At 61.5% G+C, this 26,320-nt stretch carries 18 protein-coding genes and 3 tRNA genes; 10 read left to right on the top strand and 11 right to left on the bottom strand.

The window, feature by feature from the left end; genetic code table 11:
* Nucleotides 1-36: 36 nt before the first annotated feature.
* Nucleotides 37-843 carry a transglutaminase-like domain-containing protein gene (locus LDN70_RS12875; protein ID WP_142938715.1) on the top strand — a complete coding sequence of 269 codons (807 nt, stop codon included), beginning with the start codon at nucleotides 37-39 and terminating at the stop codon, nucleotides 841-843.
* Here the strand turns inward: LDN70_RS12875 and LDN70_RS12870 are convergent.
* From LDN70_RS12870 to bcp, 7 genes are all read right to left on the bottom strand, one after another.
* The gene (locus LDN70_RS12870) at nucleotides 840-1,301 is read right to left on the bottom strand and encodes a MarR family winged helix-turn-helix transcriptional regulator (RefSeq protein WP_223940482.1); all 462 of its coding nucleotides are present in this window, start codon (nucleotides 1,299-1,301) and stop codon (nucleotides 840-842) included. The two genes, LDN70_RS12875 and LDN70_RS12870, sit on opposite strands and share 4 nt — an antisense overlap.
* A complete protein-coding gene (locus LDN70_RS12865; protein ID WP_142938717.1) occupies nucleotides 1,301-2,431 on the bottom strand; it encodes an LLM class flavin-dependent oxidoreductase in 1,131 nt (376 codons plus the stop codon). The genes LDN70_RS12870 and LDN70_RS12865 overlap by 1 nt, the downstream gene beginning before the upstream one ends.
* 151 nt (nucleotides 2,432-2,582) lie before the next feature.
* Nucleotides 2,583-5,807, bottom strand: coding sequence for an efflux RND transporter permease subunit (locus LDN70_RS12860; RefSeq protein ID WP_166840268.1), 3,225 nt, complete (start codon nucleotides 5,805-5,807; stop codon nucleotides 2,583-2,585).
* Nucleotides 5,808-5,873: 66 nt separating this feature from the next.
* Entirely contained in the window at nucleotides 5,874-7,379 is a 1,506-nt protein-coding gene (locus LDN70_RS12855; protein ID WP_223940481.1) for a malate:quinone oxidoreductase, read from the bottom strand.
* 79 nt (nucleotides 7,380-7,458) lie between these two features.
* Nucleotides 7,459-9,126 (bottom strand): ABC transporter substrate-binding protein, encoded by a 1,668-nt coding sequence (locus LDN70_RS12850; RefSeq protein WP_374206963.1) that lies wholly within the window; start codon nucleotides 9,124-9,126, stop codon nucleotides 7,459-7,461.
* 165 nt (nucleotides 9,127-9,291) lie between these two features.
* Nucleotides 9,292-9,373, bottom strand: a tRNA-Leu gene (locus LDN70_RS12845).
* 63 nt (nucleotides 9,374-9,436) lie between these two features.
* Nucleotides 9,437-9,910, bottom strand: coding sequence for a thioredoxin-dependent thiol peroxidase (bcp, locus tag LDN70_RS12840; RefSeq protein ID WP_223940480.1), 474 nt, complete (start codon nucleotides 9,908-9,910; stop codon nucleotides 9,437-9,439).
* A gap of 84 nt (nucleotides 9,911-9,994) precedes the next feature.
* Between bcp and LDN70_RS12835 the strand changes: the two genes are divergently transcribed.
* Nucleotides 9,995-10,462 (top strand): MarR family winged helix-turn-helix transcriptional regulator, encoded by a 468-nt coding sequence (locus LDN70_RS12835; RefSeq protein ID WP_142938722.1) that lies wholly within the window; start codon nucleotides 9,995-9,997, stop codon nucleotides 10,460-10,462.
* 91 nt (nucleotides 10,463-10,553) lie between these two features.
* Here LDN70_RS12835 and LDN70_RS12830 read toward each other — a convergent pair.
* From LDN70_RS12830 to LDN70_RS12815, 4 genes are all read right to left on the bottom strand, one after another.
* Nucleotides 10,554-10,629: transfer RNA gene (locus LDN70_RS12830), tRNA-Lys, on the bottom strand.
* A gap of 198 nt (nucleotides 10,630-10,827) precedes the next feature.
* Nucleotides 10,828-10,900: transfer RNA gene (locus LDN70_RS12825), tRNA-Lys, on the bottom strand.
* A gap of 117 nt (nucleotides 10,901-11,017) precedes the next feature.
* Nucleotides 11,018-12,232: a PQQ-dependent sugar dehydrogenase gene (locus LDN70_RS12820; protein ID WP_223940479.1), complete on the bottom strand. Its 1,215-nt coding sequence runs from the start codon at nucleotides 12,230-12,232 to the stop codon at nucleotides 11,018-11,020.
* 16 nt (nucleotides 12,233-12,248) lie between these two features.
* The gene (locus LDN70_RS12815) at nucleotides 12,249-13,265 is read right to left on the bottom strand and encodes a sunset domain-containing protein (protein ID WP_223940478.1); all 1,017 of its coding nucleotides are present in this window, start codon (nucleotides 13,263-13,265) and stop codon (nucleotides 12,249-12,251) included.
* A 230-nt stretch (nucleotides 13,266-13,495) separates the two neighbouring features.
* On the opposite strand from LDN70_RS12815, the gene ilvD reads away from it, so the two are divergent.
* From ilvD to metG, 8 genes are all read left to right on the top strand, one after another.
* Nucleotides 13,496-15,217, top strand: coding sequence for a dihydroxy-acid dehydratase (gene ilvD / locus LDN70_RS12810; protein ID WP_223940477.1), 1,722 nt, complete (start codon nucleotides 13,496-13,498; stop codon nucleotides 15,215-15,217).
* A gap of 294 nt (nucleotides 15,218-15,511) precedes the next feature.
* Nucleotides 15,512-17,416: an acetolactate synthase large subunit gene (locus tag LDN70_RS12805; protein ID WP_011775175.1), complete on the top strand. Its 1,905-nt coding sequence runs from the start codon at nucleotides 15,512-15,514 to the stop codon at nucleotides 17,414-17,416.
* 2 nt (nucleotides 17,417-17,418) lie between these two features.
* Entirely contained in the window at nucleotides 17,419-17,931 is a 513-nt protein-coding gene (ilvN, locus tag LDN70_RS12800; RefSeq protein ID WP_011775174.1) for an acetolactate synthase small subunit, read from the top strand.
* 68 nt (nucleotides 17,932-17,999) lie between these two features.
* Nucleotides 18,000-19,025, top strand: a complete 1,026-nt coding sequence (ilvC, locus tag LDN70_RS12795) for a ketol-acid reductoisomerase (protein ID WP_142938726.1) — start codon at nucleotides 18,000-18,002, stop codon at nucleotides 19,023-19,025.
* Nucleotides 19,026-19,309: 284 nt separating this feature from the next.
* On the top strand, nucleotides 19,310-20,905 hold the full coding sequence (gene serA, locus LDN70_RS12790; protein ID WP_142938727.1) for a phosphoglycerate dehydrogenase: 1,596 nt from the start codon (nucleotides 19,310-19,312) through the stop codon (nucleotides 20,903-20,905).
* Nucleotides 20,906-21,115: 210 nt separating this feature from the next.
* Entirely contained in the window at nucleotides 21,116-23,926 is a 2,811-nt protein-coding gene (locus tag LDN70_RS12785; RefSeq protein ID WP_142938728.1) for an FtsX-like permease family protein, read from the top strand.
* On the top strand, nucleotides 23,923-24,678 hold the full coding sequence (locus LDN70_RS12780; RefSeq protein ID WP_166840275.1) for an ABC transporter ATP-binding protein: 756 nt from the start codon (nucleotides 23,923-23,925) through the stop codon (nucleotides 24,676-24,678). The genes LDN70_RS12785 and LDN70_RS12780 overlap by 4 nt, the downstream gene beginning before the upstream one ends.
* A 34-nt stretch (nucleotides 24,679-24,712) precedes the next feature.
* Complete coding sequence (gene metG / locus LDN70_RS12775; RefSeq protein WP_223940476.1) at nucleotides 24,713-26,272, top strand: methionine--tRNA ligase; 1,560 nt, start codon at nucleotides 24,713-24,715, stop codon at nucleotides 26,270-26,272.
* Nucleotides 26,273-26,320 lie beyond the last annotated feature (48 nt).

Genomic DNA, 26,320 nt, shown 5'->3' with positions numbered 1-26,320 from the left:
ATGGGGGCTGTCCGCCGCAACCCACCCCGGAGATCAATGGAACGCAATGTTGCTGCCTCACTCGTGTTCAAGACTGCAGCCAACACCAAGGTGGCCATGGCCATAGCCGTGGCCAATAATCGTGGTTACCGCTCTGTGAACGAAAACCTGTCCATCACCAGCGGTGGTGCCGAGGTCCCCTTTGCTGAACTCAGCGATCACCACGGCGGCCGCTTTCACTACCTGGAATTCAGCGAGCCGAGCGAGGTGACTGTGGACTACCGGGCAACGGTTCATGGCTTTGGGGAGCCGGATACATCCAGTCCGATGGAACTCATCAGGTACGTCAGGCCCAGCCGGTATGCGGAGTCGGACAGGCTGCTGCCTACCTCCTATGCCGAGTTTGGAAGCCTGCACGGTGCCGAGCTGCTCCATGCCGTCCGCAATTGGGTCAACGGGGAACTGCGTTACGTCAGTGGGTCCTCCCGGGGGACAGACGGCGCCGTGGAAACCCTGCTGCACCGCAAAGGTGTGTGCCGCGACTTCGCACACCTTGCCATTGCCCTCCTGCGGTCCAAGGATGTTCCCGCGCGGTTGGCGGCGGTGTACGCCCCCGGGCTAAGTCCCATGGATTTCCATGCTGTTGCGGAGGCGCACATCGACGGCGCCTGGCACATCATTGATCCCACTGGTCTCGCGCCCCGCGAATCCATGCTTCGCATCACCGCAGGCCGGGACTCCTCGGATACGGCCTTCCTGTCCACCGTGGGCGGCAGCCTGACCCTCAAAACGCTCAAGGTCAGCGCATCGGTCAACGGGGAGCTCCCGGTGGAGGACCCCCGGGAGCTCATCAGCTTGCGCTAGTGTCCGGCCACCGAGGCGCGGAGTTTCTCCGTGAGCCGCAGAAGCTCCTGCTGCTCCTCGGCCGTGAGCGCGGGCGCCACCAAGTTGGCGATGTCGCGGACATGTTCGCGGCCGATGGCCTTTTGGAGCTCGCTTCCGGCTTCGGTGAGTGAGAGCAGGACTCCGCGGCCGTCGTCGGGCGCTATGGTCCGCTCCACCAGGCCGCGCTTCTCCAGGCGGTCCACCAAGCGGCTTAAGCTGGACTGGCTGAGCAGGACCTTGTCATTGATCTCATTCAGGCGCAGCTGGCCCGAAGGGCAGCGGGAAAGCGTGAACAGGACGTCGTACTCCTTGACAGGAAGTGCCTTGAACGCCGGCCCGGACTGAAGCTTCCGCATCACCGCCACCTGGGAACGGAACAACGACTCCCAGGTTTCGGCGGCGAGGCGCACGGCGGAGGATGCCGAAAGGCTGGACATCAGGCGTCCTGCCCCGCAGCACCAGCACCAGCAGTAGCGGACGCGCTGACCTTGGCCTCCAACGCGGCGGCAACCCGTGAGGCGTGCGTGGGTGCGTCCGGCACATTCGCAGGCTTCATGGCGGCGTACTCCTTTCGAAGAACCGGCAACACCTCTTCGCCGAAGAGATCCAACTGCTCCAGGACGGTCTTCAGCGGCAGTCCGGCGTGGTCGATCAGGAACAACTGGCGCTGGTAGTCGCCGAAGGCCTCGCGGAAGGTCAGCGTCTTCTCGATGACTTCCTGCGGGCTGCCCACGGTGAGGGGAGTCTGCGAGGTGAAGTCCTCCAGGGACGGTCCGTGCCCGTAGACGGGCGCGTTGTCGAAGTATGGCCGGAATTCCTTCACGGCGTCCTGCGAGTTCTTCCTCATGAAGAACTGTCCGCCCAAGCCAACGATTGCCTGCTCCGGAGTTCCGTGGCCGTAGTGTGCGTAGCGCTCACGGTACAGGCCGATCAGCTGCTGGTAGTGCTCCTTAGGCCAGAAGATGTTGTTGGCGAAGAAACCGTCGCCGTAGTAGGCGGCCACTTCTGCGATCTGAGGCGTGCGGATGGAACCGTGCCACACGAAGGGGGCGACGTCGTCGAGCGGACGCGGCGTGGAGGTGAAGTTCTGCAGGGGTGTGCGGAACTTGCCGGACCAGTTGACGGTGTCCTCGTCCCACAGCTTGCGGAGCAGGCTGTAGTTCTCGATAGCCAGCTCGATGCCGTCCTGGATGTTCTTTCCGAACCAGGGGTACACCGGAGCTGTGTTGCCACGACCGAGCACCAGGTCCACGCGGCCATCAGAGAGGTGCTGGAGCATGGCGAAGTCTTCGGCGATCTTGACCGGATCATTGGTGGTGATCAGGGTGGTTGCCGTGGACAACGTGATGCGCTCGGTCTGGGCTGCGATGTAGGCCAGGGTGGTGGTGGGGGAGGAGGAGAAGAAGGGCCGGTTGTGGTGCTCGCCCAGGGCGTACACATCCATGCCGATTTCTTCGACCTTTTTGGCGATGGCGACGGAGGCCTTGATGCGCTCGTTTTCCGTGGGCGTGCGGCCCGTGGTGGGGTCAGTGGTGATGTCGCTGACGCTGAATACGCCGATCTGCATGATGTGCCTTTCTCCCTGCCCGAAGTCCCGGGCTCTGTAAACAGTGTACCTCAAACTAGATGCATTTGCATGTATCGATACCTGTAACAGGACAGGCCCGGGAATTGTTCCCGGGCCTGTCCACTACCAGTGCTTCTGTTGGGGGAGCCCGCTATTCTGCGGGATTATGGGCCGCACGGCGGCCAGTGACGCGTGGAATCATGCCCGTGGTCCAGTCCTGGAAATCTCCCGATGCGGAGCCGCCGTTCCCACCGGGTCCGTCGCCGGGAGCAGCCGTGGACTTGTCCTGCAAAGCCTTCAGCAGGTCCTTCTTTTCCCGGCGCCCCTCCACGAGTTTGTAGAGCACCGGAACCAGGACCAACGTCAGGGCCGTGGACGAAACCAAGCCACCGATCACCACGATTGCCAGGGGTTGGGAAATGAAGCCGCCGCCACCAGTAAGGCCTAAAGCCATGGGAGTCAGGGCGAACACCGTCGCCAAGGCGGTCATGAGGATGGGCCGCAGGCGCCGGCGCGCACCGTGTGTGATGGCATCGGCAACGTTCATGCCCGGAGAGCCGTCATGTGGCTTGCGATATTGGTTAATCAGGTCGATCAACACAATGGCGTTGGTCACCACGATGCCCACCAGCATCAGCATGCCGATCAGTGACGGCAGCCCCAAGGGAACGCCGGTGATCAACAGCAGTCCCACGGCGCCGGTCGCGGCGAACGGTACAGAAACCAACAGGATGAGCGGCTGGATGAGGGACTTGAAGGCGGCCACCATGATCACGTAGACGATGGCAATTGCCGCCAGCAGGGCCAAGCCAAGCTGCCGGAAAGACTCCGCCTGCTGCGTTGTGGCACCACCGATGGTGGCGGTGACCCCCGCAGGCAAGTCCACAGCCGCCAGCCGCTCCTGCACCGCTGCGCTGACACTGCCCAGGTTGGATCCGGACGGCGTCACGGTCACTTTGGCGGTTCGCTGCCCGTTGCTGCTGGTGATGGACACCGGGGTGTCAACCTGCTCGACGGCGGCAATCGTCTCCAGTGCCACGCCGCCACGGGCTGTGGGAAGCTGGAGTGCCCGAACTGCGGCAATGCTGGTAAAGCGCGTGCCCTCACCGATCTGCACAGGGTAGTCGTTGGTCTCGATCCGAACGGTACCGGCCGGAATGGGGCTGACCGTGGAGGCCAGGAAGGCTCCTACTTGTTCTTCCGTCAGGCCTGCCGCCACGGCCTTGGCCCGGTCAACACGGACCTGGACCACCGACTGCTTGGAAGCAAGGTTCGTGGCGACCTCCGAGCTCCCAGGAACGCCTTCCATAGCCTTGACCATGGCATCACTTGCTGTCTGCAGGTCAGCGGAATTAGCGGCCCTGATGGTGATATCCACCGTTGAGGATGTCCCGAATCCGCCCTGCTGCGATCCCACCGTCACCTTCCCGGGGGCCCCTGCCAGCTTGGCGCGAACCTCATCCTGGAGTTTGGTTTGGTTCACTTTCTCGTCAGTGACAATGGTGAATGTCGAGTTGGAGGAACCAGTGGAAGTGAGTGCAGCGAAGCCGGTCTGGGCGTTTCCGGAAGTGACCTGCACGTCCTTGATGCCCGCAATGCCCTTGAGGGACTCCTCAATCTTGGAGGCTTCATCGCTGGTGGCCTGCAGGCTGGTGCCCGCTGGAAGGACTTGGCGCACAGTCATGCTGTTCTCGCCGGAGCGGCCCAACAGATCGGTAGACAGAAGGGGCGAGACGGCGATGGTGGCCACCAGAATCAGTGCTGCTGCCGACAAGGTGATAACCGGATGCTTTTGCGTCTTGGCGAGAAGAGGAAGGTAGCCTCGCTGGAGGCGACTGCGCTCCTCGGCCTCTTGGGCTTTCCGGGCGGCTTCCTTGGCGGATGCCTGTGCCTCAGCGCCTCTTCCGGGCGAGGAAAGGAACCAGTAGGCCAGGACCGGAACGATTGTCAGGGAAACCAGCAGTGATGACAACAACGCAATGGTTACGGTCAGGGCAAAGGGCCGGAACAGCTCACCGGCGAGGTCGCCGACGAAAGCGATGGGCAGGAATACGGCCACAGTGGTCAAGGTGGAAGCCGTGATGGCCCCGGCCACTTCCCGGATGGACGTCAGGATGGCTGTCAGCTTGTGTTCGCCGTAGCTCAAATGCCGCTTGATGTTCTCGATCACCACGATGGAATCGTCAACCACCCGCCCGATCGCAATGGTGAGGGCGCCCAAAGTAAGGATATTCAGCGAGTATCCCGTGGCGGAGATGCCAATGAAGGTGATCAGCAGGGACAGCGGGATGGAGACGGCCGTGACCAACGTTGAGCGTACGGACATCAGGAAGACCAGGATGACAGCTACGGCGAAGCCAAGGCCAAGGAGCCCTTCGGTGGTGAGGTCCTTGATGGACTTTTCAATGAAAGGAGCTTGGTCGAAGACCGGCGTGAAAGTCGCGTTGTTGCCGAGTTCCTCCTCCATAGGGCCGACGGCGTCCCTCACGGCGTGCGAAATCGCCACCGTATCGCCTTCCGGCTTCTTGGTGACGGACAGGGCCAATGTGGGCTTGCCGTTGGTGCGGGTGATGGACGTGGCGGCGTCGTCCTCGATGCTGACATCGGCAACAGCCCCAATGGTTGCAGCCGTTTTTGCGCCGGCCAAAGGGAGTCCCTTGATGATGTCCAGGGAATCCACCGGGCTGCCGAGCTGGAGGGAAAGGGTCTTGCCTTGGTCCTCAATGGTGCCCACGGGGACCAACGTGCCGTTGTTCTTGAGCGCATTGCTGATGGACTGGACAGAGGCCCCTGTAGTTGCCAGATCAGCGGGGCGGGGCTGGATCAGGATGTGCTGGCTGGAGCCGCCGGTCACGTCGGCGCCACGGACGCCGTCGATCTTCTGCAGGCGGGGAACGCTGAGTCGAAGGAGGTCGGCGTTGAGTTCGCTCAGCGGCTTGTCCGACGACACCGCCAAGTAGACAATCGGGAAGTCGCTGATGTTACCGGCGATGGACTGGGGCTCGACGTCGGCCGGCAGCACGCGTTTGGCATTGGAAATCGCCCGGTCAATCTGGTTCCGCGCCCGGTCCAGGTTGGAGCCGTACGTGAACACCATAGTGATCTGTGAAACGCCGTTGCGGGACGTCGATGTGGTGGATTCAAGCCCCTCCACGCTGTTCAAAGCTGTTTCCAGGGGCTGGCTCAACTGCTTGTCCACAACCTCCGGCGAAGCGCCCGGCATGGAGGTCACCACGGTGATCTGCGGGAACTCGATGGACGGAATGAGTTCCTGCTTCAGCGACCCCATGGTGATCACGCCGAACACCGCCGCAAAGACGGTGATCAGCGCGATCAGGGCCCGGTTTCCCAGGGACAGTTTGGCCAAGCGGAACATTGCATTGACTCCTGCGGTCTACGTAACGATTCGGCTGAGGGAACCGGCCGCAGCCCCGGGTGTGGCCTAGCTTTGGATGGCGTTAGCCACTTCCAATTGCAGGGACCTTGCAGTGCTTGCTTCCAGTTCGGCCGCCAGGTCCGCATTCTCGTTGAGCTTGACGCCGTAGCCCGGCATCATGTCCTTGAGTTTGGACTGCCAACCCTTGAAGTTCTTGGGGAAGGACTTCTGCAACAGTTCGATCATGATGGGCACGGCGGTGGACGCGCCCGGAGAAGCGCCCAGCAGCGCGCCGATCGAACCATCGCGGGAAGCGATGACTTCGGTGCCGAACTGCAGCACGCCACCCTTCTGTGGGTGCTTCTTGATGATTTGTACACGCTGACCGGCGGTGATCAGTTCCCAATTGCCGCCGGATGCTTCAGGGTAGTACTCGCGCAGGGCCTCAACCTTGGCCTCGTGCCGCTTGGCAACCTCCTTGATGAGGTAGGCGGTGAGGTCCATGTTGTCCTTGGCCACGGCCAGCATGGGAATGATGTTTCCCGGGCGGATGGACAGCGGAAGGTCCAGGTAGCTGGAGGTCTTCAGGAAGTTGGTGGAGAACCCGGCGTACGGGCCGAAGAGGAGGGAGCGTTTTCCGTCCACATAGCGGGTGTCCAGGTGCGGGACGGACATTGGCGGCGCGCCGACCGAAGCCTGGCCGTAGACCTTTGCACTGTGCTGGGAAGTCACGGCGTCGTCGGTGCAGCGGAAGAACTGGCCGGAGACGGGGAAGCCGCCGTAGCCTTTGCTTTCAGGGATGCCGGATGCCTGAAGCAGGTGGAGTGCACCGCCGCCGGCTCCTACGAAGACGAACTTGGCATGGATGCGGCCGTGTTCGCCTGACTTGGGGTGCTTGATGGACAGATCCCATCCACCGCCTGCTGCGCGGTGGATGTTGGTGACGTCGTGGCCATAGTTGACCTCGGCGCCGCTGCTCTGCAGGTAGCCCGTCAGCTCGCGGGTCAAGGCGCCGAAGTCGACGTCGGTGCCTTCAGCTGCGCGGGTTGCGGCCACGCGCTGCTTGCGGTCGCGGCCCTTGACGATCAACGGTGCCCATTTGGCGATCTGGTCCTGGTCCTCGGTGTACTCCATGCTGCGGAACAGCGTGTTGGGCTTCAGGGCCTCGTACCGCGTTTTGAGGAAATTCGCGTGATTATCGCCGATGACGAAGCTCATGTGCGGAACTGTGTTGATGAAGCCTTTGGGAGACCCGATCACTTTGCTGTCCACAAGATGGGACCAGAACTGGCGGGACAGCTGGAACTGTTCGTTAATGTGCAGGGCCTTGGACGGGTCTACGGAACCGTCTTTTGCTGCGGGGGAGTAGTTCAGCTCACACAGCGCGGCATGGCCGGTGCCGGCATTGTTCCAGGGTCCGGAACTCTCAAGCCCTGCTTCGTCGAGTCTTTCGAACATGGAGATGGTCCAGGTGGGTTCAAGTTGCTTGATGAACGCACCAAGGGTGGCACTCATGATTCCGCCGCCAATAAGGACGACGTCGGCATGTTGAGTCTTGGAAATGAAGGTCACGATCAATCTCCGTTAGCGGCGGCACTGGCTGTCACAGAATATCCCCGTGCAGTCTCAATACTGAAATTGCGGGGAATCGTCAAGGCTTTAGGCGGACGTTTGTGAAAACTTCGTTGAGGACGGGGGAAGCTGGGTAGCTTTCAACCTTGTTGGACAGAGCCAGCGCCGAGATGGGGAAGGCTATGGGCACAGCCGGTACCGACGCCGCGATCTCAGCATTGATGGCCTGGTACTGGGCGTTGCGTTCATCGCCTTCGGGCATTGCCCGTGCGCGTTCTATCTTGTGGAAGACTTCCGAGTCGGCGTATCCGAACTCGGCGCGGGTTTCGCCAAAAAGGGGTCCGAGGAAGTTGTCTGCGTCCGCGTACGAACCGTTCCAGCCCAGGAGGTGAAGGCCCCGGTCGCCGGCCGACTGGACGCTTTGGAGGTAGCCATCTTCCCAGTCGATGGGAACCGGTTTGATGTTGAAGCCGACGGCGACGAGTTGGCGGCTGAGCTCGGCGTAAATCTTTTCCGGGGTGGGCATGTATGCCCTTGTGGCGTTGAGGGGGTAGTAGAACTTCAGCTCCTCACCCTTATAGCCGGCTTTCTTCAAGAGCTCCTTGGCCTTCTCTGGGTTGTACCCCAGGGAGGGGGCATTGTTGTTGAAGCCGCTGAGCTTGGGTGGCACGAATTGTGATGCCTGCGCCGTGTTGTCGATGAAGAACTTCCGGATCAACGCTTCCTTGTCGATCGCCATCTCGATTGCTTGGCGCACTTCGGGCTTTTCCAGCGGTGCAACAGCTTGGTTGATCCCCAGGTACATCACCGAGAAAGGGTCGCGCTGGATGATCTGGACACCCTTTTTGACCAGTTGGTCAAAAGTCCCTGAGGTCACAAGGTCGTAGGCGTCGATCTTGCCATCCAGAAGGGCCTGCTGGCGTGATTCCGCGCGATCGTAGGGGATGAAGTTGATGGTTGCGATCTGTCCCTTGTTTCCCCAGTAGCCCTTGTAGCTGGACAACGTGAGCTTTTTCTCATCCCACGCGGTGAATGCATAGGGGCCTGTGCCCACGGGATGGCCGGCGTAGGTGGACATGGCTTGGCCGTTGCGTACTTGGTCAAGGACATTGGCTGTCTTTGCCTGCAAAGCAGCCGGGGAAGATATTGCGAAGGCTGGCAAGGTCAACGCCTGAAGGAATCCAGTGAAGGGCCGCGTCAGATTGATCTGGACGTCGGTGGCCGAAACCACCTTGCAGTCTTTGAAAATGGAGAATACCGGCTGATCCGAGTACGCCTTGAAAACGCTCTGAAAGGAGATGCCCGGCGCCTGATTCCTGAGCTCCTCGGGAAACGTGAACCAGCGGTTGAAGTTGGCGCATACGGCGGTTGCATCCAGGGTAGTGCCGTCGTGGAAGGTCACACCGGACCGGAGCGTGAAGTCGTAACTGAGCCCGTTGTTGCTGTCTTTCCACTCGGTGGCGAGGAGGGGCGTGGTTTGACCTGTTTCGCCATCCACCCCCACAAGTCCTTCGAGGACTTGGCGGGTGACACGGTAGGACTCGGAATCGGCGGTCATGGCGGGATCCAGGCCCAAGGGCATGGACGCCGTGCCGAAATTGAAGGTTGCTGTCGGTTCAACCGCGGGGGAGCTGCCGGTGGATGACGACGGCGACGGGCCCGGGGTTCCGGTGCACCCTGCCAGTCCCAAAGCCAGTACGGCAGCTCCGAACTGCATGCCCAGGCGCCGCATTTTGCTGCTTGCCACTCGTGTCCCCTCAAGCCGGTTGGAAGTGCTGTGGCCGGCTTCGGCCAGACCGCATTCCAGTCTAGTTGAACGTCCTGACTGCGCTTCCCAGCGGACTTTCAGGTGCCCCGGCTGCATGAAAATAAAATACCCCCGGTCTTGCAACCGGGGGTATTTCCGTATCTGTGCGCAAGGGGGGACTTGAACCCCCACGCCCGAAGGCACAGGAACCTAAATCCTGCGTGTCTGCCAATTTCACCACTCGCGCTGGCAGGCAATCCGACCGCCTGAAAGGACGGTCGCTGCCATATACCGGCCTCCAGTGTACCCGTTACTTGTCCAGCTTGAGATCCCGCCGGAGCTTGGCTACGTGCCCGGTGGCGCGCACGTTGTACTGGGCCAGGGAAACCTTTCCATCGGGATCAACCGCAAAGGTGGATCGGATCAATCCCATGTAGCTGCGGCCGTAGTTCTTTTTCTCACCCCAGGCCCCATATGCCTCGGCGACGGTGTGATCCTCGTCCGATAGCAGCCGAAAGGTCAGTTGTTCTTCTTCGGAGAACTTGGCAAGTGCCTTGACGGGGTCGGGGGAGACACCCACCACTTCGTATCCTGCAGCCTGCAGTGACCCCAGGGAGTCGCGGAAATCGCGTGCTTCCTTGGTGCACCCGGGAGTGGAAGCGGCCGGGTAGAAGTAGAGGATGGTTTTTCGTCCGCGGAGGTCCGACAAGCTCACGCTTTTGCCGGTCTCATCCTGAAGTGTGAAGTCCGGGGCGGCATCTCCCGGGATAAGTCGTTCAGCCAAAATGTTCTCCTTACCAGTGGTCGCGATTTTCCAGTTTAGTGGGCGAGGCCGCGTCCTCACCGCTTCCGCGCATATACTGTCGGCATGCCAGATATGGAGAGATGGCCCACCACCCGTTTGCTTTCGACAGCCGCGCGCCTGGTGGAAATCTCGTGGAACGAAAAATTGAAGTCCATCGGTCTTACCCACGCCGGTGTCATTGCCATGCAGGTGTTGGCTGCCAAGGGTGCCATCACGCAGGCGGCTCTGGCCGAAGTTGCGCGGGTCAAGGCCCAAACAATGGGTACCACCCTCGCGAGGCTGGAGCTGCACGGGCATGTCACCCGACAACGCAGTGACTCCGACCGCCGAAGTCACGTGGTGACTCTTACTGACGCCGGCATTGCAGCTCTTGCAGAGGCAGTAAAGCTTGAGCAGGATGTTCTGTCCCCCGTTGCCGTGGACACCGTCCGGCTGCGGGAGGAACTTCGGTTGGTCGTCCGGGGCCTGGCGGGGTTGCCCGCGCCGGAGCAGGAAGCCCACACGGAAAACACCGACTTGCCGCAGGCCTGACCTGAGCCCGTTGCCGGGCTTCCTGCGGGAAGCTCGGCATGGAAACGCGAAAGGCTCCGGATCGTAGATGCGATCCGGAGCCTTTACTTTGTGGTGCACCCCCCGGGACTCGAACCCGGAACCCATTGATTAAGAGTCAATTGCTCTGCCAGTTGAGCTAGAGGTGCAGCTATTGTTTCGGCTTATGAGGGAATTTGCATTCCCCGTTGGCCTCTGCAACGACAAATAACTCTACACCAGTTTTTTGTGGTCACGGACCACATTCGGCCCTGCGTGATGAACGCCATGTGGTCGGTGCAGGAAGCGGCATGAATTAACACAAAAAAGGCCTTGGCGTGATATTCACACCAAGGCCTTTTGTTTTGTGCACCCCCCGGGACTCGAACCCGGAACCCATTGATTAAGAGTCAATTGCTCTGCCAGTTGAGCTAGAGGTGCAGCTGTTGATTTCGATCCCAAGGGCAAGCTTTTATTTCCCCGGCGATCTCCGCAACGACATGTAACTCTACACCACTTCTGTCCAAGTGTGAAATCCGCGGCATACCGCCACTGGCATCACGGCGCAGGCCTCAAAATCAGCGCAAAATCAGGGTTTCTGTTGTTGCTGATGACCCAGAGTGTGCCATCAGGAGCGCGGGCTACATCCCGGAGGCGCCCATATTCTCCTGTGAAGTAGGCCACAGGGGAGCCTGCGGTCTCCCCGTTAAGGGGAACCGCCCAAAGCCGTTGTCCCCGGAGCGCCCCTGTGTAGGCAACGCCGTCCACGATTTCCAGCCCACTGGGTGAGGCGTCGGACGTTGAGGGCCAGACGACCTTCGCGTCGATCAGGCCGCTGCGGCCGGGCGCTCCAGTCACGGTGGGCCAACCGTAATTGCCTCCAGGGGTAATCAGGTTCAGTTCGTCATCCACGTCAGGACCAAATTCACTGGCCCAGAGTCGTCCGGCGTTGTCCCAGGCCAGGCCTTGCACATTCCGATGCCCGTAGCTGTACACGGGATTGTCGCCGAAAGGATTCCCTGGCGCCGGGCGCCCCTCCGGAGTGAGTCGTAGGATTTTGCCGCCCAAGGCGTTCGTGTCCTGCGGCTGCTCCCGACGCTGAGAGTCACCGGTTCCGACGTAGAGGAACCCGTCCGGGCCGAATCGAATCCGGCCGCCGTTATGAGTGGAAGCCTTGGGCATTCCGGAGAAAATCACTTCAGCCTTCCCCAAAGTCACCATGCCGCTTGGATCCTCGGTCAGTTTCATGCGCACAATCCGGTTGTCGTCCGAGGACGTGAAATATGCGTACATCCAGCGGTCCGTTACGAATTCCGGCGAGAGGGCAAGGCCCAACAGCCCGCCTTCTCCGCCGGGTTCGACGCCGGGCACCTCGCCTAAGGTAGTGGCTTGACCGTCCCGGATGCTCTTTACCTGAGCGGTGTCCCGCTCGGACACCACGGCAGTGCCGTCCGGCAGGAAGACCACCGACCACGGCAGCTGCAGTCCGACGTCGAGTTTTTGGGTGACTTCCGGAGTTTGTGGCGCGGCGGGCTTGGATTCGCCGGCTTGCGTGGACTGAGACCCCGGCGAAAGGGACCCGCCCAGTGCGGTAGCGGTGCCCTGACTTGCCGATGCCGCTGGTGTTGCCGCTGTGCCCGGAGACGACGGACTGCCCGTACATCCAGGCAGGACAACCAGGATTGCCAGCAACAGGGCATAAGAAGTAGCGGGCACCCAACGATCGCGGGTTTCCGAGGGGCGCCTTCTTGTATCCCCGACCGCTGCGTTCATGACCGCTGGGGGAAAGTCAGTGCCTGTTGCGACGTGGAGGCCGGAAACCGGCAGCTTCGGCGTGGGCGGATGATTCGAACCAAACGTCGGCGGCAGCGTCGTCATAGCCTGCAGTGTCTTCGTCGAAGTAGGTCATGGCGGACGCGCTGGCCTTGACGGGATAGGAGTCCCCGGGTGCGCTGGAGGAGCCCGTGCCGTAAGGGTGCTCGACGGCCAGATGACCAGTGCCCGCCGAGTCTTCGGCGGCAGCGGACTCGGCCCCCGGCAGGGTGGGTGAATGTGCATCGGTGTACTCGTGGTGATGGACCGGGGTACCGCTTGCATCGGTCCATGAAGATTCCCACTCCGCCTTGTCCTCAGCGGTATCCCTTGCGGCCGTGTCATCAGCCTTGGGGGCGGAGGTTGCCGTTGTGGAACCCGAGTCCCAGTCGTCAACATCGCCGGCGTCAGCCGCGTGGACCTTGGCGTCAGTATCCACGACGGGCTCGTCCACCACTGGTTCGTCAATGACAGGATCGGCCACTGAGGGGGCTGCGATGACGGGTTCCTCCACCGTCAATCCGGGTGTGGAAGCCGGGTGGACGTCAGAGGCGGCAACGGCGGGTGAATCGTCGACGGCGGTACGCGGCTCGGTCTCTACATCGGCCGCGGCGGGGGAGGCCCCGTGCGCTTCTCCGGAAGGTGCGGGTACGGGTGGGGCGGGTTCGTCGGCACGGGCTTCGATGACCTCAGGCTCCCTGACATCGGGTTCGTCGGCACGGGGGCCACTGCCCTCGGAGGCCGCTTTGCCGAGATTGGTCACACCTGCCAGGCCTGCCACCCCTGCTGCGGCTGCACCGGCATCCGGGATGGATCCCGTACTGGCGGGCGCCGTCGCTGCCGGGGGAGTGGTGCCGGATACCCCGGCGGTGCGATCCTCGGCGGTGGCGTGGGTTGAGGTGGGATCGGCATTCCGCGTCTTGTTGCGGTTCATCAGCCACCAAACAATAGCGACGACCAAAACAATGACAATGACCCAAATTAACCAGTCCATGGTGGAGGCCCTTCTGCTCACAGGGTTGCAGCTCGTGGTATTCCCGACGTTACGTGCCTGCTAATGGGCTGTCCAGCGTTTGACCTGCTGCTTCGCCCGAAAACATCTCCCTACTGACCATTTGTGGAGCGGCGGATGGATGACGCAAAGACCGCACCATGGAAAAAGTATGGGCTTAATGCGGCGTGCAACAGCGCCGGCAGAGGCCCGGTAGACATAGACTTTGGACCATGAGTGACGCCACCCAGATTGCGACAGAGAATACCCCGGACATCAAACCCCGCAGCCGGGTGGTGACCGACGGCATTCACGCGGCGCCGGCCCGTGGCATGTTCCGTGCGGTGGGCATGGGCGACGGCGACTTTGCCAAACCTCAAATTGGTGTCGCGAGTTCGTGGAACGAGATCACACCCTGCAACCTTTCCCTGAACCGCCTTGCCCAGGGCGCCAAGGAAGGTGTCCACGCCGGCGGCGGTTTCCCCATGCAGTTCGGTACCATCTCCGTTTCGGACGGTATCTCCATGGGCCACGAGGGCATGCACTTCTCCCTGGTCTCCCGTGAGGTGATCGCGGATTCCGTGGAGACAGTGATGCAGGCCGAACGCATCGATGGCTCTGTGCTGCTGGCAGGCTGTGACAAGTCCCTCCCGGGCATGCTCATGGCTGCTGCCCGCCTGGACCTCGCGTCGGTCTTCCTTTACGCAGGCTCCATCATGCCGGGCTGGGTCAAGCTTGAAGACGGCTCCGAGAAGGAGGTCACCCTCATCGATGCCTTCGAGGCAGTCGGTGCCTGCGCTGCGGGCAAGATGAGCATGGAAGACCTCACCCGGATCGAAAAGGCCATCTGTCCCGGCGAAGGCGCCTGTGGTGGCATGTACACGGCCAACACCATGGCCTGCATCGGTGAGGCCTTGGGCATGTCCCTTCCGGGTTCAGCCGCCCCGCCGTCGGCAGACCGCCGTCGTGATGATTTCGCACGCAAGTCCGGCGAAGCGGTAGTTAACCTGCTGCGTCTGGGGATCACGGCCCGCGACATCATGACCAAAAAGGCGTTCGAGAATGCCATTGCGGTCACCATGGCCTTCGGCGGTTCCACCAACGCTGTGTTGCACCTGCTCGCGATCGCCCGGGAAGCCGAAGTAGAACTGACGCTGGACGACTTCAACCGCATTGGCGACAAAATCCCGCACTTGGGGGACCTCAAGCCTTTCGGCCGCTACGTCATGACCGACGTCGACAAAATTGGCGGCGTGCCGGTCATCATGAAAGCACTGCTCGACGCCGGACTGCTGCATGGTGACTGCCTCACCGTGACCGGCAAGACCCTCGCCGAAAACCTCGCCTCCATCAACCCGCCTGACCTTGATGGCAAGATCCTCCGCGCCTTGGACAATCCCATTCACAAGACCGGCGGCATCACCATCCTGCACGGTTCCATGGCCCCGGAAGGCGCCGTAGTGAAAAGCGCCGGGTTCGATGCGGATGTCTTTGAAGGAACTGCTCGTGTCTTCGAGCGCGAGCAGGGCGCGCTGAGCGCGTTGGATAACGGTGAGATTAGCAAGGGTGACGTGGTGGTTATCCGCTACGAAGGGCCCAAGGGCGGGCCGGGCATGCGCGAAATGCTGGCCATTACAGGAGCCATTAAGGGCGCAGGGCTTGGCAAAGACGTTCTGCTGCTGACCGACGGCCGCTTCTCGGGTGGCACAACAGGATTGTGCATCGGCCACGTTGCGCCGGAAGCCGTCGACGGCGGGCCCATTGCCTTCGTGAAGGATGGCGACCGCATCCGTGTGGACATCGCCGCGCGCTCTTTCGACCTCCTGGTGGACGACGCCGAACTCGAAGCCCGCAAGGAGGGCTGGGAGCCGCTGCCCGCAAAGTTCACCAAGGGCGTGCTGGCCAAGTACGCAAAGCTCGTCCACAGTGCCTCCACCGGGGCGTACTGCGGATAATTCCTGCCGTGGACTCCGACTGTTGAGACACAGTCGGAGTCCGGCAGGCGGACATGGCTGTCCAAATAGTGAGATACGATAGTGGTCAATTGACACGTATCTCACTTTGAGGGAACACTGAACGCATGATCACATTCGTTACCGTTGGCGTCGTCGTCCTTACCAAGCGCGTGGCTTAGCCCGACTGGTAACGAACCGTCACGCGCAAACCCCTCGAAGAGCCGGAAGGCTGAGGGGTTTTTTTATTCCCCGAAGCAAGACCCATCTAATGAAGATCCACTAAGGAAGAGTCCGATGAGCAAAGGATCGCCGATCAGCCCCTCGCTGATGGCTGCAAAGTCCGCTGGAGCCCACAAAGCTCCGGAAAAGATCGACCGTACGGCTGAAGCCGTCGTCGTCGACGCTGCTGCACCTCTCTCTCCTGTACTTGGGCCGAACACTGTTGTACCCCCAACGGTGATGTCCGGCTCACAAGCAATTGTCCGCTCGCTCGAAGAACTCGGCGTGGACGATATTTTCGGTTTGCCCGGTGGCGCGATCCTGCCCACCTACGACCCCTTGATGGCCTCCAGCATGAATCACATCCTGGTCCGTCACGAACAGGGAGCCGGCCACGCCGCGCAAGGCTACGCCATGGTTACCGGACGGGTTGGCGTTTGCATCGCCACCTCAGGACCCGGTGCCACCAACCTCGTTACCGCCATCATGGACGCCCACATGGACTCCGTGCCGATGGTAGCCATCACCGGCCAGGTTTCCAGCGGAGTCATCGGAACCGATGCCTTCCAGGAAGCGGACATCGTGGGAATCACGATGCCCATCACCAAGCACTCGTTCCTGGTCACTGACCCCAATGACATCCCGCACGTCATGGCAGAGGCTTTCCACCTCGCATCCACGGGCCGCCCGGGACCTGTCCTGGTGGACATTGCCAAGGACGCCCAAGTTGGCCAGATGACCTTCTCCTGGCCGCCGAAGGTTGACTTGCCGGGCTACCGTCCCGTCGTGCGGGGACACAACAAGCAGGTCCGTGAAGCTGCCAAGCTGATCGCTGCTTCCAGCAAGCCGGTCCTGTACGTGGGCGGCGGCGTGGTCAAGGGCCATGCTTCTGCCGAGCTCATGGAACTCGCGCTTGCTACCGGCGCTCCCGTGGTCACTACCTTGATGGCCCGCGGCGCCTTCCCGGATTCCCACCCGCAGCACGTTGGCATGCCAGGCATGCATGGTTCCGTCTCTGCCGTAACCGCGCTCCAGCAGGCCGACCTCCTGATAACGCTCGGTGCAAGGTTTGATGACCGCGTCACCGGCGTGCTGAAGACCTTTGCCCCGTTTGCCAAGGTCATTCACGCTGACATCGACCCCGCGGAAATCTCCAAAAACCGCACTGCCGATGTTCCGATCGTTGGCTCGGTCAAGGAAATCATTCCGGAACTCACCGAGGCCGTGAAGACACAGTTTGAGCTGAGCGGGACCCCGGACCTGGATTCGTGGTGGGCCTTCCTGGGCAACCTCCGCGACACCTACCCGCTGGGTTGGACGGAGCCCGAGGACGGCCTGACCGCCCCGCAGCGCGTGATCAAGCGCATCGGCGAACTCACCGGTCCGGAAGGCATCTACGTGGCCGGCGTGGGCCAGCACCAGATGTGGGCCGCGCAGTTCATCAAGTACGAGCGCCCCCACGCCTGGCTGAACTCCGGTGGCGCAGGAACCATGGGATACTCGGTTCCTGCAGCCATGGGCGCCAAAGTTGGTGAACCGGACCGTGTGGTGTGGGCCATCGACGGGGACGGCTGCTTCCAGATGACCAATCAGGAACTGGCCACCTGCGCCATTAACAACATCCCCATCAAGGTGGCCATCATCAACAACTCCTCGCTGGGTATGGTCCGCCAATGGCAGACGCTGTTCTACGAGGGCCGTTACTCGAACACGGATCTGAACACAGGCCACGACACCATCCGGATTCCGGACTTCGTCAAGTTGGCTGATGCCTACGGTTGCGCCGCACTGCGTTGTGAGCGCGACGAAGACATTGACGCCACCATCCAGAAGGCGCTGGAAATCAACGACCGCCCGGTGGTTATCGACTTCGTCGTCAGCCCCAACTCGATGGTGTGGCCGATGGTGCCTTCGGGCGTCAGCAATGACCAGATCCAAGTTGCCCGCAACATGACCCCGGAATGGGAAGAGGAGGACTAGGCATGAGCCGTCACACACTGTCCGTTCTGGTCGAAGACAAGCCCGGCGTGCTGACCCGCGTGGCCAGCCTCTTCGCCCGGCGCGCGTTCAACATCAATTCCCTTGCTGTGGGACCCACTGAGGTTCCGGGCATGTCCCGCATGACGGTTGTCGTCGACGCCGACGGCGACCTCATTGAGCAGGTCACCAAGCAGCTCAACAAGTTGGTCAACGTGATCAAAATTGTTGAACTGACTTCAGAATCTTCCGTACAACGTGACCACATCCTGGTCAAGGTACGTGCGGATGCCGCGACACGTCTGCAGGTAACCCAAGCTGCAGACCTGTTCCGTGCCGCAGTCGTCGACGTGTCCACAGACTCGTTGGTGATTGAGGCAACCGGTACCCCCGAGAAGCTCGCCGCGCTGCTGTCAGTGCTCGAGCCGTTCGGCATCCGTGAAATCGTGCAGTCCGGCACCTTGGCCGTTGGACGGGGATCCCGCTCCATGAGTGACAGGGCGCTCCGCTCCGCGTGAGCCTTGCGTCCAGTACCGCAGCACCACTATCAATATCTACGAAAAACCACTCAAGAGGAGTTACGCAAGTGACTGAAATGTTCTACGACGATGACGCAGACCTGTCGATCATCCAGGGCCGCAAGGTAGCAATCGTTGGCTACGGCTCGCAGGGCCACGCCCACGCACTGAACCTCCGCGATTCCGGCGTCGAGGTCGTTATCGCGCTCAAGGACGGCTCAAAGTCGGCCGCCAAGGCAGAGGACGCAGGCTTCACTGTCAAGAACGTTGCTGACGCCGCCGAATGGGCCGACGTCATCATGATCCTGGCACCGGACCAGCACCAGCGTGCGATCTACAACGACTCCATCAAGGACAAGCTGACCGAGGGCAAGGCACTTGCGTTCGCACACGGCTTCAACATCCGTTTCGGCTACATCGAAGCTCCGGCCGGCGTTGACGTCATCCTGATCGCCCCGAAGGCTCCCGGCCACACTGTGCGCCGCGAATTCGAAGCCGGCCGCGGTATCCCGGACATCATCGCTGTTGAGCAGGACGCATCCGGTTCCGCTTGGGACCTGGCGAAGTCCTACGCCAAGGCAATCGGTGGGACCCGCGCCGGCGTCATTAAGACCACCTTCACCGAAGAGACCGAAACCGATCTCTTCGGCGAGCAGTCCGTCCTCTGCGGCGGCGTTTCCCAGCTGGTCCAGTACGGCTTCGAAACCCTGACCGAAGCCGGCTACCAGCCGCAGATCGCCTACTTCGAGGTTCTCCACGAGCTCAAGCTCATTGTTGACCTCATGTGGGAAGGCGGCATTGCCAAGCAGCGCTGGAGCGTTTCCGACACCGCAGAGTACGGCGACTACGTTTCCGGCCCGCGCGTCATCACCCCCGAGGTGAAGGAAAACATGAAGGCTGTCCTCGCGGACATCCAGAGCGGTGCTTTTGCCAAGCGCTTCATCGATGATCAGGATAACGGTGGCGCCGAGTTCAAGGAACTGCGTGCCAAGGCTGAGCAGCACCCCATCGAAGAGGTCGGCCGCGAACTGCGCTCCCTGTTCTCCTGGCAGCAGCAGGACGCTGACTACGTTGAAGGTTCCGCAGCCCGCTGATCCTTCCGTGCCGGCCTGAAGGCCGCACACTACGACGCCCGTCCGGCGAACACAGCCGGGCGGGCGTTGTTGCGTATGATCCGCTGTTTCTCCACCGAATAGCACAGCAGTGTGGGCTGTGAACTTCTTCACAACCGCCGCCGGTCCGGCCGTAACATCGCTCCCCGGCAACGGAATCCCGGCCCGGATTCGATATTCTGGGCTGGTCCCGGCGCCGTGCCCCGGGCCACGCATCCGCTCCTTGTCCAGTTCTGTCCAAAGTTGTCCAAAGTAAGGTGCCACCCGTGTCAGCCAGCAAACCCGTCGTCCTCCTCGCCGAGGAACTTTCGCCCGCCACAGTCGAGGCATTGGGCCCGGACTTTGAAATCCGACAGACCGACGGCGCCGACCGTTCCCAGCTGCTGTCCGCCATTGCCGACGTCGATGCCATCCTGGTCCGGTCTGCCACCCAAGTGGATGCCGAAGCAATCGCGGCGGCTAAGAACCTCAAGGTCATCGCCCGTGCTGGCGTAGGCTTGGACAACGTGGATATCAAGTCTGCAACGCAGGCCGGCGTTATGGTGGTCAACGCCCCGACGTCCAACATTGTTTCTGCCGCTGAGCTCACCGTGGGTCACATCCTGAGCCTCGCGCGCCACATTCCGCAGGCCAGCTCTGCGTTGAAGAACGGCGAGTGGAAGCGTTCCAAGTACACCGGAATCGAACTTTTTGAGAAGAAGATCGGCATCATCGGCCTGGGACGCATTGGTGCTTTGGTGGCTGCACGCCTCCAGGGTTTCGACACTCAGATCCTGGCGTACGACCCCTACATCACGTCCGCCCGCGCAGCCCAGCTGGGCGTCAAGCTGGTCACACTGGATGAGTTGCTGGAAAACTCGGACTTCATCACCATTCACATGCCTAAGACACCTGAAACGGTGGGGATGCTCGGCGCCGATGCTTTCCGCAAGATGAAGGAAACGGCCTACGTGGTCAACGTGGCCCGCGGTGGCCTCGTGGACGAGGAAGCACTTCACATTGCGCTGAAGGAAGGCCAGATTGCCGGAGCAGGCGTTGACGTCTTCGTCAAGGAGCCCAGTACGGATCTGCCGTTCTTCGAGTTCGACAACGTCATTGTGACCCCCCACCTCGGGGCATCCACGGATGAGGCCCAGGAGAAGGCAGGCGTTTCAGTTGCCAAGTCCGTGCGCCTCGCCCTCGCCGGCGAGCTGGTACCGGACGCCGTGAACGTAGCCGGCGGAGTCATTGCTCAGGACGTGCGTCCTGGCATCCCGCTGATCGAGAAGCTGGGGCGGATCTTCACCGCGCTGACCCACGCTTCCTTGACGCAAATCGACGTTGAGGTAGCCGGTGAGATTGCCGCACTGGACGTCAAGGTGCTCGAGCTCGCCGCACTGAAGGGCGTTTTCGCGGACGTCGTCACGGAGCAGGTCTCCTACGTGAATGCTCCGGTGATCGCCGAACAGCGCGGCATCAACACCCGCCTCATCACCACCCCGGACGCTGAGGATTACCGCAATGTCCTAACCATCCGTGGTGCGCTCAGCGACGGTTCCCAGATTTCCGTCGCCGGAACCCTGACCGGTCCCAAGCAGGTGGAAAAGCTTGTGGGCGTCAACGGGTACGACGTCGAAATTCCCATCAGCGAACACCTGGTGGTTGTAGCCTACGCCGACCGTCCGGGCGTGATTGGCACCATTGGACACATCCTGGGCATGAACAACATCAACATCGGCGGAATGCAGGTGGCACGCCAGACCGAAGGCGGCCAGGTACTGGCACTCCTGACCATCGACAGCTCCGTTCCGCAGCAAGTGCTGGAAGCCATCAAGGCCGGTATTGGCGCTGAGATGGTTCGCGAAGTGGACCTGGAGGACTAGCACTGATCCGTATCAGTTAGGTTCGCGTGCCGGCGACACACCTTGGCACGCAGGAGTGGCCGGTCTGCTTACAATGGCTGGGTCCGGAATTCGGACCCGGCAGCAGGCCGGCCACAACTTTTTTGCACATACAGCCCGGTATTCCTTTGTGTCTTTTGAGGAATAACGGAGCATGTGTGCGCGCCCGTAATCAAGGTCTCAGGGAGCCCAATGAACGCCGTCCAAAGGTTCATCAGAAGCCGTGTGCTGCTGCTGACCGCGGCCATTTTGATCGTCGCCATGTGCTTGTCCGTCCTCGTCCAGAGCCAGTCGCAGGCGGCTCTGAACAGGACAGTGGACGAGAACTCGCGGGGACTCTACGACATCCTGGTCCAGGCAAAGCCTGACCAGTCACAAGATGGCGACGGCGGTGCATTGATCCAGCCGGAAATCGCCAACGGCCAGGGCGGCATCAGCTTTGAACAGTTGGAGAAGATTCGGACCATGGGCCAAACGGCCGTGGCCGCGCCCATCAGCCTGGTCTCGCGCGTATCGCAAAACCTTGAGGCCCCTCGCCTTAACGCCATGGACTACCTGGGGTACAACGCGGGACTTGCCGGGGCAGTAACGGCGGGGGACCCCTCCGCCATGGACTCCAGCAAATGGCCTGCAGCGGAATCCGTGCTCTCTGATTCCCCCAAGAAGTATCGTCTGACCGCCTCTGCCACCAGCTCTGACGGCGTTAACCAGCAGACTCTCTTCAAGACCAGCGCTGAAGGTACTTTGGGCAAGGGCCGGCTGATCCAGGAACAGACTGCGGGCGGCACCAACGTCCGGATCGCGGGCCCCGAGGGCGAGACCGGCGTCAAGTTCCCGGCCCCCGCCTTGGGCTCCGAGCATAACCTCTTCAATCTCTCCGTAGCGCTTCCCTTGGCGCCCGAGGTGACAGAGTCCGTCGTCGCCGTCGACCCCGCCGCTGAGCGCGCGCTGCTGGGCTCCGCAGGAGACTTCCTGGCACCGCTGGAGAAAGCTCCTCCGGCAGACGCCCGTGACGCCGGTGCAATCGGACGCCACTTCGAAAGTCTTTTCACCACCGGCCTCAGCATGGACCAGCTGGAAGAAGGACCGGATTTCCTGGGTGTAAAGCTCAAATACTGGGCGCCGCTGATGACGCAGTACCAGCAAGCCAAGCGCGACGGCCTGCTGACCAATGATTCCAAGGCCATCCCGCTGATTGTCCGTTCCGGCACCTCCCTAGACCTCCAGTACTCGGTAAAGATCGAGGAACTTGATGCAAGTGGCAAGGTGGTCAAGGATGTTGGCACCGTAACGCGGTCCTTGGACAAGGACTACCTCCCGTTCGTATCCAAGTCCCCGTTCGCCCTCGAATGGCCGGGATCCACTGACCACAGCCAATTGCTGGGCAGCACGGCTTCCTTCAGCCAGGGCCTGTACAACCCGGCCGCTTGGAGCACCGCTTTTGCCGCCGCTCCGCAGTACAAGGACGGCGATGAAGCCGCCAACGGTGCAACAGACAAGAGCGCCATCCCGGGAGACTGGGTGACGGTCAACCGTTTGCCCGAGAAGTCCTCCTTTGGGGCAGCCGTGGACCAGACGCAACGCAAGCCGGTTGACGAACGTTCCTACCGGGAGGACCTGGAGACGGGCAAGAAGCCGGCTACACCATTGCCCATGGTGTACGGAACCTTCGACCCTGCCGCCGTAAAGTCTGCGGCCGGGGACGTCAACAAGCTTCCCTTGGGCGGCTATGACCCCACTCCCATGACGCTGAGCAAGGACGCTGAGGGCAAAGAAGTGGAGGGCACGGAACTGAAGCCGTCCCTGAGCGCTACGGGCCTGGTCAGCCAGTCCGCCGGAGCCATCACCGACTACTACGGTCTGGCAGCAGCTCGTGGCTACGACAGCAACGCAGATGTCATTGACGCCATCCGGGTCAAAGCATCAGCAAGCGGCAACTGGAAGACGGCACAGCCCGAGGTGGAGAAACTTGCCACCCAGATCCGCGAGCTGGGCCTTGAGGCCACTGTGGTGGCTGGATCCGCCCGCGAGGACGCCAACATTTTTGTCCCCGGCTATAGCAAAGACGACGCCGGTAAGGAATCACCGCTGGGCACCGTCCAGCAGTCGTGGGTACGGCAGGACGCGGCCGACGCCGTCTCCGGCTCCCTCACCGGAACCAATATCACCCTGCTGTTCCTGACCCTTCTTGGCGCCACACTCCTGACGGGTGCCTCCACCGTGAGCTACATCCGCCAGCGCAGGAGCGAAGCCGGAATTCTTCGCGCCATGGGGTGGACGCAAAAACGCATACGATCCTGGGTCCTGGAAGAGTTCGGCGTAGGTGCCGCTGCTCTCGCTGCCGCCGGCATTGTCCTGAGCCTGCTGAGCTGGAATATCGCCACCGTGATCGTCTCGGTGACCATGCTTGTCATTTACTGTGGTGCTGCATTGCTGGCCGCCCAGCAGTTGCGCCACCGCGTGGTGATTGATCAGGAGCCGCAGCACGACGACCGGCTGGTCACCGTGGACTCGCCGCTGACATTTGCGAACAGGCAGCTGACAACCAACCGGTTCAACTCGATCTCTCTGGCCGTGGCAGTGGGTGTGTTTGGTGCCGCAGTGGGTGCCCTCATCGCGCTCCTGATCGACATTCCCCGGGCTGCCGGCGCCAGCGCACTGAGTGGTCTTGCCGCAGCAAGCATCGCCCTGCCGAGCGTCATCCTCGCTGTTTTCGGTGTGGTTGTCGGGCTCCTGTTGACCTTGGTCACCGGCCGCTTCGAACTCCATGCCAAACGGGAGTACCTCGGTACCTTGCGTGCCATGGGCTGGAACCCGGACATGCTGGGCCAGGTCCGCTTCTTTGAAAACGCACTTGTGGGCACGGTGGCACTTCCGCTGGGTGTCCTCGGCGCCTTGGGGCTGGGGCTGCTCCTGGCTCCCTACGCGGCTCTTTGGGCCGGGCTGGCCGGTCTGCTGGCCGTAATTTGCTGGATTCCGATTGCAACGAAAGTAGTCAAATGACTGACAATCCCAACCCCGAGCTGACGGCCACCCCGGAATCGGCGGAAGAGTCATTGCAGACCCGTGCCAACACCATCGTGAGGGCCACGGATCACGCAACACCCCTGGAACTGAGCCGGGTCACCATCCACTACGGTGGCGACAAAGGCGGAGCCGAGGAAGTTGACGTGGTGGACGACTTCAACCTCACCCTTCATTCCGGCGAAATGCACTGTGTTGCCGGTCGAAGCGGCTCCGGTAAGACCAGCATCCTGACCGTCAGCGCAGGACTGACGCTCCCGACGTCGGGCAAAGTCTTCTGGGAGGGCCAGCCCCTGGACAGCATGGGCGACGACGAGATCGCGGACCGCCGCCGGGCGCTGATCGGCTACGTGGATCAGGGCGGTGCCTTGATTGACGGCATGAGCGCGTTGGAAAACGTCCTGCTCCCCGCCGTGCCCGATGGCGAAGTGGAACAGCGTACCGAGATGGCCAAGGACCTCCTGGACCTCGTGGGCCTGGGACGCCGCATGCGCCACCGTCCTGCGCAGCTTTCCGGTGGTGAACGTCAGCGCGTGGCTATTGCCCGCGCCCTGATCCTGGGAACCCGCGTATTGGTGGTGGACGAGCCCACGGCCAGCCTTGACCGTGCGGCGGCCAACCGCATCATCGGCATTCTGAAGGACACCACCAGCGATGGCATTGCCGTCCTGGTTGCCTCCCACGACCACGAGCTCGTGCGGCTCAGCGATACGCTGACCGAACTTAACTAAGCTATTTCATCCCAAAAAAAGGTAACTTCTTAGAGTGACGTCTCCAGAGAAATCCCCGTTCTACATCACCACCGCAATCAGCTACCCCAACGGCGTGCCGCACATCGGCCACGCTTACGAGGTCATTGCGACTGATGCCATGGCACGCTTCAAGCGCCTTGACGGCCATGAAGTGTTCTTCATGACCGGAACGGACGAGCACGGACTCAAGATGCAGCAGTCAGCCGAGAAGGAAGGCATCTCTGCCAAACAGCTCGCTGACCGCAACTCGGCAGCCTTCAAGCAGATGAGCCAGGACTTGGGCATCTCCCATGACCGCTTCATCCGCACCACGGACCAGGACCACTACGCCGCCTCCCAAGCCATCTGGAAGAAGATGGAAGCCAACGGCGATATCTACCTGTCCAAGTACGAGGGCTGGTACTCCGTCCGTGACGAGGCATATTACGTCGAGGACGACACCGTGGTGAAGGAGGACGGGCTTCGCTACTCCAAGGAAACGGACACTCTGGTGACGTGGACCGCCGAGGAAAGCTACTTTTTCCGGCTCTCCAATTACCAGGAGAAACTCCTTGCCCTGTACGAGGAACAACCGGAGTTTGGTGCGCCGCAGTCGCGCTTTAATGAGGTCATCAGTTTTGTCCGGCGCGGCCTGGAAGACCTGTCCATCAGCCGCACCACCTTCGACTGGGGCGTTCCCGTCCCCGGCGATGAAAAGCACGTCATGTACGTCTGGGTCGACGCCCTGACCAATTACCTGACCGGCGTGGGCTACCCGGACATCGAGTCGGAATCATTCAAGAAGTTCTGGCCTGCCGACGTCCACGTGATCGGCAAGGACATCTCACGCTTCCACGCTATTTACTGGCCCGCTTTCCTCATGAGTGCAGGCCTGGAGTTGCCCAAGCGCGTCATGATCCACGGCTTCCTCACCAACAATGGTGTGAAGATGTCCAAGTCATTGGGCAACGTGGTGGCACCGCAGGACTTCGTGGCACAGTACGGCCTGGACCAGTGCCGCTACTTCTTCCTCCGCGAAGTTCCGTTCGGTGCGGACGGCAACTACAACCACGAAGCCATTGTGGGCCGCATGAACTCGGATCTTGCCAACAACTTCGGCAACCTTGCCCAGCGTTCGCTGTCCATGGTGGCGAAGAACTGCGACGGCAAGGTTCCCGTACCCGGCGCATTCACGGCAGAGGATGATGCTTTGCTGGCACAGGCCGGCCAGCTGCTGGACACTGCACGCGCTGCCTTCGAAAAGCAGGAATTCAGCCGGGCCCTCGAAGCGATCTGGACCGTCCTGGGCGACACCAATGCGTATTTCGCGGAGCAGGCTCCGTGGGTGCTGCGTAAGACTGACCTTGAGCGCATGAACACCGTCCTGTACGTCACCTTGGAGGTTGTCCGTATTGTGGCGATCCTCGCCCAACCGGTAATGCCGTCGTCGTCCGCGAAGCTCCTGGAAGTTCTTGGGCAACCGGAAGGCGAGTCCCGCCAGTTCGCCGCAATCGCGACGCCTTTGGTGGCAGGGACAGCGCTGCCGGCACCTGCACCTGTCTTCCCGCGGTACGAAGAACCCGCCGAGGCATAAACCTTCTCTCACATCACAGCCGTAAACAAGAAACGCTCTCTCACTTCC

Source organism: Arthrobacter sp. StoSoilB22 (assembly GCF_019977315.1).
Taxonomy (GTDB): domain Bacteria; phylum Actinomycetota; class Actinomycetes; order Actinomycetales; family Micrococcaceae; genus Arthrobacter.
The sequence above is the reverse complement of the archived record's forward strand: the minus strand, read 5'-3'. Positions and strand labels throughout refer to the sequence as shown.

Excerpts from the sequence above, each read along its gene's own strand:
- LDN70_RS12875 (WP_142938715.1), top strand. The coding sequence starts at position 37 with ATGGAACGCAATGTTGCTGCCTCACTCGTGTTCAAGACTGCAGCCAAC.
- LDN70_RS12870 (WP_223940482.1), bottom strand. The coding sequence starts at position 1,301 with ATGTCCAGCCTTTCGGCATCCTCCGCCGTGCGCCTCGCCGCCGAAACC.
- LDN70_RS12865 (WP_142938717.1), bottom strand. The coding sequence starts at position 2,431 with ATGCAGATCGGCGTATTCAGCGTCAGCGACATCACCACTGACCCCACC.
- LDN70_RS12860 (WP_166840268.1), bottom strand. The coding sequence starts at position 5,807 with ATGTTCCGCTTGGCCAAACTGTCCCTGGGAAACCGGGCCCTGATCGCG.
- LDN70_RS12835 (WP_142938722.1), top strand. The coding sequence starts at position 9,995 with ATGCCAGATATGGAGAGATGGCCCACCACCCGTTTGCTTTCGACAGCC.
- LDN70_RS12820 (WP_223940479.1), bottom strand. The coding sequence starts at position 12,232 with ATGAACGCAGCGGTCGGGGATACAAGAAGGCGCCCCTCGGAAACCCGC.
- LDN70_RS12815 (WP_223940478.1), bottom strand. The coding sequence starts at position 13,265 with ATGGACTGGTTAATTTGGGTCATTGTCATTGTTTTGGTCGTCGCTATT.
- ilvD (WP_223940477.1), top strand. The coding sequence starts at position 13,496 with ATGAGTGACGCCACCCAGATTGCGACAGAGAATACCCCGGACATCAAA.
- LDN70_RS12805 (WP_011775175.1), top strand. The coding sequence starts at position 15,512 with ATGAGCAAAGGATCGCCGATCAGCCCCTCGCTGATGGCTGCAAAGTCC.
- ilvN (WP_011775174.1), top strand. The coding sequence starts at position 17,419 with ATGAGCCGTCACACACTGTCCGTTCTGGTCGAAGACAAGCCCGGCGTG.
- LDN70_RS12785 (WP_142938728.1), top strand. The coding sequence starts at position 21,116 with ATGAACGCCGTCCAAAGGTTCATCAGAAGCCGTGTGCTGCTGCTGACC.
- LDN70_RS12780 (WP_166840275.1), top strand. The coding sequence starts at position 23,923 with ATGACTGACAATCCCAACCCCGAGCTGACGGCCACCCCGGAATCGGCG.